The following is a 12,468-nucleotide window of genomic DNA, read 5'->3' on the forward strand; positions in this document are numbered from 1 at the left end:
GGTAAAAGGCGCAAGCTGCCCAGCTAATTCAACTTAGGATTCCTGGGCGAAATAGTAGTAGCTGTGAGGTTCATTCTGAGGAATGACGCCATTGACTACCAAACCGAGAACGTGTTGACTGGATTTGTCTAAAAGCTGTTTGGCGAAAGCGGCGCTGTGAGAATCAACGACTCCGGGTCGAACGACTAGGAAAATACCATCAGCTTTTTGACCCAGGATGAGAGCATCAGCAGCAAGCTTCAAGGAAGGAGTATCAATAATCACCAAATCGTAAGTCTGGGAAAATTGTTCGATTAATGCAGCGAATTGTTGGGAGTCGATCAGCGCCATTGGATTGGAAGGAATGACGCCAGAGGTAAGCACTTTTAAATTAGGGGATACTTCTGCGATCGCATTGTGGAGTTGAGCGTCTCCCAAAATAACATTACTCAAACCTACTTGATTGGGAAGTCCCCAAATTTCATGCTGGACGGGATGGTGGAGATTTGCATCTACGAGCAAAACTTTACGCCCCAATTGCGCATTGGTCCAAGCTAAATTCGCACAGACTGTGGAAGTCCCTTCTTGACGCTGGGTACTGGTAACGGCGAGGGTTTTAAATCCTGACGCGGAACAGAGAAACTTCAGGTTAGCTTGCAGCATCTGGTACGCGGTGCCGAGGGAGGAGTAAGCTTGATTTTGCCCGACAATTTTTGGCATAACTAACTCTAAGTTGCTTGTCGTGTAAGCGTTTTGCTTAACCTGTCCGTTAGTTGTAACATAGTGAGGCACCTGGGCAGAATTCAATGTCAAATTCTTGTTGAAGCGGAGCATTTTTTCAGGTTGTTTATAGCCAGGAATCACCCCTAGCAAGGTTAAACCGAATAATTCCCTTAACTCTTCTATTGTTCTGATTGATTTATCTTGGGATTCTAAAATCAAAGTCGTCGCCAGAGAAAGCACGCTGCCGATCAACACCCCTGAGATCGCAGATAAAGCCTTGCGCGCAGAAACAGGTTCATCGGGAACTAGGGCGGGTTGGATAATCCGAACATTTCCGGCATTTTGATTTTCAGCAACTCTGATTTCCTGAAACTTTTGCAGCATTAACGAGTATGTAGTTTGGGCAACTTTTAATTTATTTTCTAACTCGCGCTGTTCTTGTTCTAGCCTGGGTAGAACGTTGACTCGCTGCTGGTAGGCGATTTTGAGGTTAGATAAAGTAGCAACTTGACTGGCAAGACCTTGGCGTTTTGCCTCTATTTTGACAAACTCTTCGATCAGTCTCGGTTTAACTTCTCCAATTTGTAAAGAGCCATTTCCCAATTCTTTTTGATTCCCAGCAGCTTGTTGAACTTGATTTTGCAACAGAGCTTTCAGCGTTGCTTGTTTACTTTTTAAATCTGCGATCGCCGGGTGTGCATCCTGGAAGCGGGTTCGCTCAACAGCCAATTGGCGTTCTATTTTTTGATATTCTGCCATCGCTTCCTGTACCGCCGGAGATTGACTGAGGGAAGTTGCGACTAATCCTTGCTGCGGATTGATTTGCAGCTGGTTTTGGAACGCTTGAGATTGGGCGATTGCGTCGGCGAGTTCTGACTGCGATTGATTTATTTGGTTTTGCAGGTTGGCGATCGTTGCCACTGCCGATTTGGCTTCTTCTTGTAAGTCTACTACTTTATTCTTTTCTTTGAATTGGCGCAGCGCTGTTTCTGCTTGACCCACAGATGCTGTGACTTGAGGTAATTGTTGTTCGAGAAACTCGCGCGCCGAAGTCGCTTCAGAATTGTTCACCCGTTGATTATTTTCCAGATACAGCGCCACGACTGTATTCACAACTGCGGCGGCTATTTGTGCATCTTTTGTTTCGTAAGAGATTGTCAGGGTATCGGTACCTCTGGTATTGAACGCCATGAGCTTTTTCAAGAAGTCTTTAACTTTGAGGATATCCCCTTTTGTGTCTTTCAGATTAAGTCTGGTTATTGTCTGTTGGGCGATGGGAACTGAACGAATCACTTCCACCTCAGTATTGAGCGGGTTCGTTTGCTCTCCCACAGGAGAAAACTCGCCTATTTCTTTGCCCAATCCGGTTAAAGAAGAAGTAGGATTGGTCTTGGTAAAGGCTAGCTTTGCTTCTGCGTGATAAACCGGCTGTTGCAGCCAAATTTTGAGTCCTGTGACCACGATAACTGTTACAAAAACAGCCGAAGCGGGTAACCAACGTCGCTTCAGAATCAGCCAGTATTGTTGAACGCCTAGCGCAGATTCTGCGGATTCCATAAATTACTCCTGAAAGCGTTGTTTGCTGAATTGAGACGGTCAAGGAGTATGTTTTGATACTAACGCAAGTTGCTAATTGCTAATTGCTAATTGCTAATTGCTAATTGCTAATATAGGATTTTTACTGACATTAGCCATTAGCTATTAGCTGCTATGCATGAGATAAATAGCAACTTGAGTTACTCACATTTTCCACCGTTCTCAGCCATAAGCTTCAGTTTTTCTTCTCGGTTTTAAACTTTAGAAACAATAGTTATTGCATCTTTACAACCATGAGATGTGGGAGAAGGGGGCCTCCCGTTACCGAGAGCCAAATGGCCTTGATATCAGCTATCAATTTATACTAAAATGCACGTAGATTGGGAACGACGCCCAAGCGCCTACTACGAACGATTCTATTTTAAGGATGGGTGTCAAACAATTTTCCTCTATCTAAGGGTAGAGACGTAAGTGTTTATTCTCGAAAAATTTTGGTTATATTTCTATCTAAAGATAGATGGATTTATTGATAAATATGATCTTTTTAAATCTAGAGAATTATAAATAAATTTTATGCCATTTTGGCAACTAATCAACTATCGTTTCAGGCAAAATTAGGAGAGCTAGAAAAACTATACCTACATCAAACCAACTGGCATTGTCGCGGAGCAATTAAAATTCGCAACTTGTAAACAATTGTGTAGTTGTCAGAGAATGCTAAAATCCTGTTTGATAGAAGGTTAGTTTTGCTCGATCAAGTGGTAATTACTCACAACCAATAAACTTTGTAAAGAAATCCTGCTTGTTTTTTGAACTCTCGACTTGTGACAGTCGGGGATTTTACAAAACTCAGTACTGAGGAATGAGTGCTGAGGGAAAAAGGATTTATTTGCAATCTTGCACAAGGGTGATGTCCCGGCATTCTGACTCAACAATCGTTACTCGGCACTCAGCAGTTTTATTTGCTTTTGGAGCTGGAAAAATGTTTAGTAAAATTTTGTTAGCAGTGAATGCGGTAGCAAAAGAGCCACTAGAAGACCAAATTGTTAAAAGCTCTCTAATACAAGCTTTATCAAAATGGTTACTAACACTGAGAAATCGGCATTTTTTGCTTTTAGATACAATCGTGTTGGCGATCGCGCCTGTATTAGCGCTGGCAATTCGTCTAGATGATTCATTTAGCCTCGCTCCCTACCTTGGAGGCTTAATCCAGGTGACGATACTGTTTGTGCCGCTCAAACTGGTGGTATTGTATGCGTGCGGTTTTTACAAGCGATACTGGCGCTATGCCAGTATTGACGAACTAGAGCAAATAGTGATGCTGATGGCGGGGATTGGGATTCTGCAAACCATATCTTTCAACGTGGTTTATTATCTGAATGATTTTTGGGTCAATAGTTTGCCGCGATCGCTGCCGTTGCTGGATACTATCATCAGCTTTTTATTCATAGGTGGGATTCGTTTCAGCATTCCTGTCCTCAATCGAATCAAGCAAAGAAATCTGAAGTTTTATCGACGCGATCGCGTGCTGATCGTCGGTGCTGGGTGTGCAGGCATTTCTCTAGTACGGGAAATGCAACAAAGTCCTTGGTTGGGATTTTATCCGGTGGCGTTTATTGACGATGAACCGGAAAAACTCAACTTGCAAATTCGCCGAATTCCCGTGGTAGGAGATCGCTACAAAATTCCCGAAGTAGTTCATTCGTTGCATATCCGTCGCGTCATTATTGCCATGCCTGCGGTGCCGGGGAGAGTAATTCGAGAAATTGTAGATATTTGTCTATCAGTTGGCGTTCCCACCAGTACTTTACCCGGACTTAACGAAATCCTAACTAACCGCATCCGCGTAGGTAGCGTCAGAGATATACAAATAGAAGACCTTTTGCGTCGCGAATCAATCCAAACCGATGTCCGCAAAGTTCGGGAATTTCTCCAAGGCAAGAAAGTGCTGATTTCGGGAGCAGGTGGATCGATTGGTAGCGAACTTTGTCGGCAAGTTTTAAAGTGCCGTCCTGCTGAAATGATGCTATTAGGACATGGAGAAAATTCTCTCTTCGCAATTCAACAAGAATTAGAAAGGATTTTGCAAGTTTTGCAACAAGAAGGCGAACCTTCTGATCCCATCCCCCAAATCAAGATTTTCATCGGCGATATTCGATTTTTCGATCGATTAGAGTATCTGTTCCAGCAATTTGGACCCCAGGTTATTTTTCACGCAGCGGCGCACAAACACGTACCCTTGATGGAATCGCATCCGCCAGAAGCGATCGCAAATAACGTGCGGGGAACCAAAAATCTACTCGATCTCGCCTTGAAATACGGTGTGGAGAATTTTGTCACCATCTCGACAGACAAAGCTGTAAATCCCACCAGTATTATGGGCGCTAGCAAGCGAGTTGCTGAAATGCTGGTACTTCAAGCCGCCCAAAAGAGCGGAAAGCCTTTTGTAGTGGTTCGGTTTGGAAATGTTCTGGGTAGTCGAGGAAGTGTTGTCCCCACTTTCAAGCAACAAATTGCCCAAGGAGGGCCGATAACTATTACCCACCCCGATATTCGCCGCTATTTTATGACGATTCCAGAAGCCGTTCAACTGCTTTTGCAAGCAGCAGTAATCGGGCGCGGCGGTGAAGTTTTTATGCTCGATATGGGACAGCCAGTTAAAATCATTGACTTGGCAAAAGATATGATTCGCCTTTCCGGATATGAAGTGGACAAAGACATTGAGATTGTCTTCACCGGATTGCGTCCGGGAGAAAAATTGTTTGAAGAGTTATTTATCCCAGGGGAGGAATACGAACGCACTCAACACGAAAAAATTATCAAGGTTAAAAATGCCAGTCGCATTGTACCAGAGCAAGTCGAATTTAAAGTAGAAGCACTCTGCAAAGCAGCAACTAAAAACGATCCCAATTTAATTGTGTTTCTGCTGGAACAATTAGTCCCCGAATACATGCCTGATTACTTAAACGTTGAGGGGCAGAAAAGCACTGTAGACTCAAATACCAATCCGTTAAATACGACTCAAAACCCGCCTTCAAATCAACTATCCGTTCCCGCAATTACCAATTAGCAATTAGCAATTAGCAAATTCACCATTTTCGTCAAGATATATGGAACAGATCAAGCCCCTAACATTGCGCCGCAATTTCTCCTGGACATTCATCGGTAATGCTGTTTATGCAGCTTGCCAGTGGGGGATGTTGGTGCTGCTGGCTAAATTTGGCAGTCCGGAAATAGTAGGCCAATTCACTTTGGGGCTGGCGGTGACTGCACCTGTCGTCATGCTGACAAATCTGCAACTGCGATCCGTCCAGGCGACAGATGCAAAACACCAGTATCTGTTCGGCGACTACCTCGGTTTGAGGCTGATCGGGACGGGGTTGGCACTGCTTTTAATTGGGGGAATTACGCTCAATTCTGGCTACCGCTGGGAAACTTCGCTGGTAATTTTGACGATTGGTTTGGCGAAGGGATTCGAGTCGATTAGCGATGTGTTTTACGGACTAATTCAGCAGTACGAACGGATGGATCGCATCGCTATTTCGATGATGATTAAAGGGCCTTTGTCTCTGGTTTTGTTGGGCGCGGGACTCTACCTGACGGGTAGCGTTCTGTGGGGAACTGTGGGATTAGTTATTGCTTGGGCTTTTGTTCTATTTGCTTACGACATCCGCAGCGGTTCCTTACTTTTGGGGAGAGAAGGAAATGGCAAATTGCCAATCATATCAAATCCGCTTGCATCATCACTTTTGCCCCACACCCTGAAGGGTGGGGCTACACAAACTAAGACCGCCTGCGCGGTCTATGGAAGTAATACCCCAAATCCCCTTTATCCCCGCTGGCATCTAAAAACGTTGAATAAACTGGTTTGGCTATCGCTACCTTTAGGTTTGGTGATGATGCTAATTTCGCTCAACGGTAACATCCCGCAATACTTTATCGAACACTATTGGGGTGAGGGGGAATTGGGGGTGTTTGCGGCGATCGCTTACTTAATGGTGGCGGGAAACATGGTGGTGAATGCGCTGGGACAGTCTGCTAGTCCGCGTTTGGCGAAATACTACGCAGCGGGGAATCCCAGGGCTTTTCGTTCGCTTTTGGTCAAGTTGGTGGGAATTGGTGCAATTTTGGGTGGGGCGGCGATTTTGGTGGCGCTAGTTGCAGGAAGGGATATTTTGACTTTGTTATATCGCCCAGAATATGCCCAACAAAAAGATTTATTTGTTTGGTTGATGGTAGCTGCTGGACTTGGTTACATATCCTCTTTTTTGGGTTATGGAATGACAGCAGCGCGGTATTTCCGCATTCAAATTCCTTTATTTGCTGCGGCGACAGTAACCGCAGCGATCGCTTGTCTTTGGTTAATCCCCACTCTGGGATCGCGAGGCGCTGCGATCGCATTAATTTTAGCGGCAATTGTCCAAGCAATTTTTAGTTTGGGAGTTATCGCTTATGCACTGGATAAAATTCCTCCATCGGTGGAAGCGGAAAGTTAATCCGTGGAATTTTGGATTGGTTTGTTTGGTCGTGACTTTTGTAGCAATCGCTAATTTTTCAACTATGAACAGCAGTGAAATGTTCGGTGAAATCTTCGGTCAAATCCCTTACCCATCGGCTCTCCCACAAAGCCGTACCTATTCTGTCACCGTCAACGGTCAACCTGTATCGGTGCAAAAATACAATGAGATCAGTTATGTTCAATTCCCTTTGGTGGAGCTTGCCAACATTGAAATTACCGCCGACGAACCCGCTAGCCAATACACCCTGAGCCCTAAAAGTTACAACATCCCATCAAACCGGGACGGTAACAAAATTTCTTTCTCCCTGACTACTCCCAGGAAGCTGATCCTGCATCAAGTCAATTCCGCAGATGAAAAACTATTTATTTTCGCCGAGCCGCCGGAAGAAAAGCCGCCCCAACTCAGCGATGCCAATGTCACCAATATCATCGATTACGGAGTGGATAATACAGGCCAAAACGAGGCAACGCCACTAATTCAAACAGCCATCGACGAAGTTTCTGCCAAACAAGGGATTCTTTATTTCCCTCCCGGCGTTTACAAAACGCGGGAACTCAACCTCAAAAGCAACATGACCCTTTATTTAGCACCTGGGTCTGTTTTGGAAGCAACGAAAGAGATAGAGCCTTCCTACGGACGCGGTTTAATTAATATCGAAAACGCCAGTAATGTCAAACTAATCGGGCGGGGAACCATTAACGGCAACGGGACTTATTGGCGTCCCAAAGGAGGATGGTACAGTTTAATCCTGATGAAGAATGCCAATAATATTACCTTGGAGGACATTCTGATTCAAGACCCGCCAGTTGCCAATGTTTGGATGTCCTATTCCGAGAATGTCAAGGTCTATAATGTCAAAATTTTAGCCGATCCGCAGCCGGAATTTCTCAATACAGATGGCTTTGATTTTTGGTCTTCTAGAAACATTACGATTGACAACGTATTGTATAAAGGAACCGATGATGCCACATCTATTGGCGGCGATAAGAATGGGCGGATTCAGAACAGTGAAAATATTAATATCAGGAATTCTGTCTTTTACGGCGGTAATGGCTTCAAGATCGGAGCGATGGCGAAGCAAGATGTTATTCGCAATATTACCTATGAAAATATCGATGTTGTATTTGCCAATGAGGTTTCAGGCTTTTGGCCTGTAACCGGAGCCAATTTTGAGAATATCTACTTCAAGAATATTCGGGTTGAAGATATTCTTGATTCACCGCAACAGGATAAAGCTGCCCGGGTGTGGAACTGGAACATTAGACCCGTTTCGTGGCAAAAAGATTCGTCGCCCAACAAGTTGGGGTATATCAGAAACGTGTATGTTTATAACCTAAAAGTAGACGATCGCGGCGGCGCGAATTCAGTGTTTCATGGCTACGATCCCCAGCGGAATATTAGCGTAAATTTTGACAATTTGTCTCTGTATGGAAAGCCGGTTTTAAATCCAGACGATGCCTATTTCGATGTTCACAATCAATTCGTCGATTTGAAGTTTACCAACAGCAATCCGGCGATTGTAAACATCAATGTACCAGACCCCGATGCCTCCGAATCTGGGGATGCGGGACAGTTTCTCGTCACTCGCACGGGGGATACTTCCCAAGCATTAACGGTGAACTACATCATCCGAGGAACGGCTGAGAATGGGATAGATTACCAAACGATTCCCAACTCGGTAACAATTCCCGCTGGTGCAACTTCGGCATCGATCGGAATTCTGCCCAAATCCGACAGCATTAACGAAAGAACCGAGACAGTTTTCTTAGGTCTGGAGAACATGCCAAACAGTACTAATTATATGCTTGGCCCGGACTTCCACGCCGTGGTGAATATTCGCGACTAGATAAGTTGAGGGTACATCATGAATGCATTTAAAGACCGTATCAGATTTTTACTACGAGTTTTAACTCGAAATCCCTTCGCCAGAGAAGTTTTGTTAGCTATGGCCCAAGCTAAATTGTTACCTAAATCGATTTGGCGGCGGTTACCCGTTGAAACAACGTTTCTTGTCTCGCTTCCCAATGGAAATTCTTTCAAATATTCAGGCATTGCCAACGATGCGATCGCCAGGGCAATTTTTTGGTGCGGCTGGGATGGTTGGGAACCAGAAACGATGCGAGTTTTCTACAAATTGGCGCAAAAATCCAAGTTATTTTTAGACATTGGCGCGAATACAGGACTCTTCACCTTGGTGACATTAGCGGCAAATCCCCAGGCAAAAGTTATGGCATTTGAGCCTGTTCCCCAGGTTTATAAACGTCTGCTTTCCCACATCGAAATCAATGGTTGGTCAGACCGCTGTCAGGCAAAAAACCTGGCAGTATCGAATACGGTGGGTGAAACAAAGTTGCATATTCCCTTTGAAGATGTACCGCTATCAGCTAGCCTTAATCCCGAAGGGTTTAGAGGTTATGAAGGTTATTTGATTGATATTAATGTCACAAGGATTGACACAATTTGCTCTCCAAATGAACCGATTGACCTGCTCAAAATTGATGCGGAAGGATTTGACGATAAAGTTTTGGAGGGTCTGGTTCAAGTTTTATCAAATTCAGCCCCAAATATCATTGTGGAATGCAACTATGACGGCCCTTTTATAGCGGTTGAAACTATTTTAAACAAATTTGGTTATCGCTTTTTTCATTTGCGTCCAGAAGGGCCAGTAGCTATGAATAAGATTGTTCCAGATGAAAACAAGCTGTATCGCAACTATTTGTGTACTGTTCGGGACGATTGGGAGGAGATCAAATGTTTACAGCCATAGGCAAAGAAAATCAGCAGCAGACATTAATCGATCGGCGTCCAATTCGCATCCTTCATGTGATTGGCGGCATGGTGCGAGGCGGGATCGAAACCTGGTTGATGCACATTTTGCGACACATCGACCGCGATCGCTTCCACATGGACTTCCTCGTCCACCGCACAGATCCCTGCGCTTACGACGACGAGATTCGCAGCCTCGGCAGTCGCATTATCCCCTGTCCCCTCGATCGCTGGCGTCCGTGGGTCTATGCCGCCAATTTCAACCAAATTTTGCGGGAATACGGCCCCTATGACATCGTACACAGCCACGTCCATCACTTCAGCGGTTATGTCCTGCGCTTAGCCAAGCAAGCAGGCGTGCCTTTGTGCATTGCCCACAGTCACAACGATACTTCCTCCGAAGCTAAGGCCCGATTGTATCGGCACTTGTATCGCCGCTTAACGCAATGGTGGATTTCCCGCTATGCAACCGTTGGTTTAGGATGCAGCTGCCTTGCAGCGGCAGATTTGTTTGGTTGCAAGTGGGAAAGCGATCCCCGCTGGCAAATTCTTTACTATGGCATCGACTTAACGCCTTTCAGGGATGGGATCGATAGGGATGCAGTTCGTAGGGAATTAGGTATCCCTATCGATGCTTTTGTTATCGGTCACGTTGGCAGATTTGTCGAACAAAAGAATCATGAATTTCTGATAGAAATTGCCGCAGAAGTTGCCAAGCGAGAAGCGAAAATGCACCTTTTGCTGCTGGGTGAGGGGGTGTTGCGATCGCAGATCGAACAAAAAGTTGAGCAGATGGGGTTAAGCGATCGCGTCACCTTCGCAGGTACCCGCTGCGATATCCCTCGACTAATGCGGGGTGCAATGGATGTTTTCCTCTTGCCATCGCTGTTTGAAGGGTTACCAGTCGTCGGAATTGAAGCTCAAGCTGCCGGACTTCCGTTCATCTTATCCGACACTATTACACGGGAGGTAGAAATATTGAAGCCTTTGGTGAAGTGGTTGTCCCTGTCGCAACCAGCCGTAGCTTGGGCAGAAATAATTTTAAATCATCGGGATACCGCATCTACCATCACTCAATCCGATGCTTTGGCAGTTGTAGAAACCAGTCCTTTTAATATCAATGTATCTGTCAAGCAGTTGGAAAATATTTTCCTGGAGGCGCTTGTATGAACCAGAAAATCTTTTCCACCAAAACAGCCTATAAAGACAGTGCAGTTATTTCTTTTTTCCTCTGCATTCTAATACTGGTGGCATTTCTCCAAACTTCAGATGAGTTCCTGCACTGGTTTTTAATTCCACTTACCTTGTGCGGAATTTTGATCGGAATTGATGCAGTTGACTGGTTTCGCGGTCGTTTAAATATCTTCGATCCAATTGGCATTATCGGTTTATTGGGGTTGCATTTCTTCTTCTTAGCGCCTCTATTTCATGTCACTTGGGACTTTTGGATGGACGGGGATATTACGCCCCCGCCCGACTGGCGTCCTTGGGTGGGCGGCATGGCAATTCTGAATTTTTTAGGTATATGGGTGTATCGTTTTTCCAGAAATATTGCCGCCCAACCAACCGAGAATCAGTCTAAACAGATTATTTGGAAACTTGACCGACGGCGGTTTTTTCCCATTCTTTGCTTTTCCCTCATGCTTTCCGCCGTCTTACAGCTAATGGTTTACCAGAAGTTTGGAGGCATAGGCGGCTACATTGATGCTGCTACAAGAGCGGCTAGAAGAGAAGGAGATGAATTCCAAGGCATGGGCATAGTCGTCCTATTCTCAGAGAGTTTTCCGATTTTATCCATCATGGGGTTCGCCGCCTATGCCCAAAAAAACAAACGGCTACAAACTTGGACTGTCTTGATAATAGTGTTGCTAATTTTTCTGGTTTTGCAAATGTTTTTTGGCGGTTTGCGCGGCAGCCGGAGCAATACGATATGGGCTTTGTTTTGGGTCGCCGGAATTATTCATTTTTGGATTCGAGCGATTAACAAAAAACACATTGCGATCGCGCTAGTTTTTCTGTTATTTTTTATGTACCTGTATGGTTTTTTTAAAACCGGAGGTTTGGACGGCATTAGTACAGCTTTAGAAGGACAAGAAGCTCGTGCTAGTTTGGAAAAAAAATCCGGGCGTTCTTGGCAAGGTTTAGTCTTACAAGACTTAGGAAGAAGCGATATTCAAGCTTTCTTACTTTACAGGCTGAGCCAACCGGATAGCGATTACCAATATGCCTGGGGCAGAACTTATTTATCAGCCCTAACCATGCTGATACCCAGTGCAATTATGCCGAATAAACCACCCAGCAAGATCAAAGATGGCACAGAGGCTCAATTCGGTATGGAAAGTTATCATCCCGAGCTTTGGGCTTCTTCAAAAGTCTATGGTCTGGCAGGGGAAACCATGCTCAATTTTGGGCCATTTTTAGTGCCGATTTCTTTTATATTTCTAGGGTTGGTTGTCGGGCAAGTTAAAGGATTGCTCTTGAGCTTAGAACCTTCTGATATTCGGTTAATTTTGTTGCCATTTTGGGTTAATTTTTGTTTTGTAGTCCTAGTTGCAGACGTCGATAACCATGTTTTTTTTATCATGAAAAATGGAGGAATGCCTTTGATTGTATTGTGGCTTAGCAATAAAAAAGAAATCAGGCAAAATTCTGGGATAAATCCCCAAATTTATGCTCATAAGTCAGAGTTAGCCAAAATTGAACCGAGCAAAAAGTGAGGTGAATATGAATGTAACCGTTATCCTCGAACATCGCTTTGTCCAAAATCCCGATGGGGCAGTGTGGACGCAGACTATGTTCGCCCATTCATTTTGGCAACGTTATTTAGAAGTATTTGATCGCGTGAAAGTGGTGGCGCGAATTCTCCCAGTTGCTCAGCCGCCGCATGACTGGAAACGCGCGGATGGCGAGGGGGTTTCCTTGATCGCCGTGCCTTATTACATTG

At 44.8% G+C, this 12,468-nt stretch carries 8 protein-coding genes; 7 read left to right on the plus strand and 1 reads right to left on the minus strand.

The features are described from left to right. Positions 1-33: 33 nt before the first annotated feature. Positions 34-2,259: a GumC family protein gene (locus ACE1CM_RS12430; RefSeq protein WP_374877784.1), complete on the minus strand. Its 2,226-nt coding sequence runs from the start codon at positions 2,257-2,259 to the stop codon at positions 34-36. Positions 2,260-3,220: 961 nt separating this feature from the next. On the opposite strand from ACE1CM_RS12430, the gene ACE1CM_RS12435 reads away from it, so the two are divergent. From ACE1CM_RS12435 to ACE1CM_RS12465, 7 genes are all read left to right on the plus strand, one after another. Next, positions 3,221-5,308: a polysaccharide biosynthesis protein gene (locus ACE1CM_RS12435; RefSeq protein ID WP_374877785.1), complete on the plus strand. Its 2,088-nt coding sequence runs from the start codon at positions 3,221-3,223 to the stop codon at positions 5,306-5,308. 40 nt (positions 5,309-5,348) lie between these two features. Continuing rightward, complete coding sequence (locus ACE1CM_RS12440; RefSeq protein ID WP_374877786.1) at positions 5,349-6,734, plus strand: hypothetical protein; 1,386 nt, start codon at positions 5,349-5,351, stop codon at positions 6,732-6,734. Between the two features lie 64 nt (positions 6,735-6,798). Continuing rightward, positions 6,799-8,604, plus strand: a complete 1,806-nt coding sequence (locus tag ACE1CM_RS12445; protein ID WP_374877787.1) for a glycosyl hydrolase family 28 protein — start codon at positions 6,799-6,801, stop codon at positions 8,602-8,604. A gap of 18 nt (positions 8,605-8,622) precedes the next feature. Beyond that, positions 8,623-9,525 (plus strand): FkbM family methyltransferase, encoded by a 903-nt coding sequence (locus ACE1CM_RS12450; protein ID WP_374877789.1) that lies wholly within the window; start codon positions 8,623-8,625, stop codon positions 9,523-9,525. Continuing rightward, positions 9,510-10,694 (plus strand): glycosyltransferase family 1 protein, encoded by a 1,185-nt coding sequence (locus ACE1CM_RS12455; protein ID WP_374877790.1) that lies wholly within the window; start codon positions 9,510-9,512, stop codon positions 10,692-10,694. Before ACE1CM_RS12450 ends, ACE1CM_RS12455 begins: the two co-directional genes overlap by 16 nt. Continuing rightward, positions 10,691-12,241, plus strand: a complete 1,551-nt coding sequence (locus tag ACE1CM_RS12460) for a hypothetical protein (protein ID WP_374877791.1) — start codon at positions 10,691-10,693, stop codon at positions 12,239-12,241. The genes ACE1CM_RS12455 and ACE1CM_RS12460 overlap by 4 nt, the downstream gene beginning before the upstream one ends. Before the next feature lie 7 nt (positions 12,242-12,248). After that, positions 12,249-12,468, plus strand: a 220-nt coding sequence (locus ACE1CM_RS12465) for a hypothetical protein (protein ID WP_374877792.1), incomplete at its 3' end; no start/stop codon positions are given.

Source organism: Microseira sp. BLCC-F43, assembly GCF_041929235.1.
Lineage (GTDB): Bacteria > Cyanobacteriota > Cyanobacteriia > Cyanobacteriales > Aerosakkonemataceae > Microseira.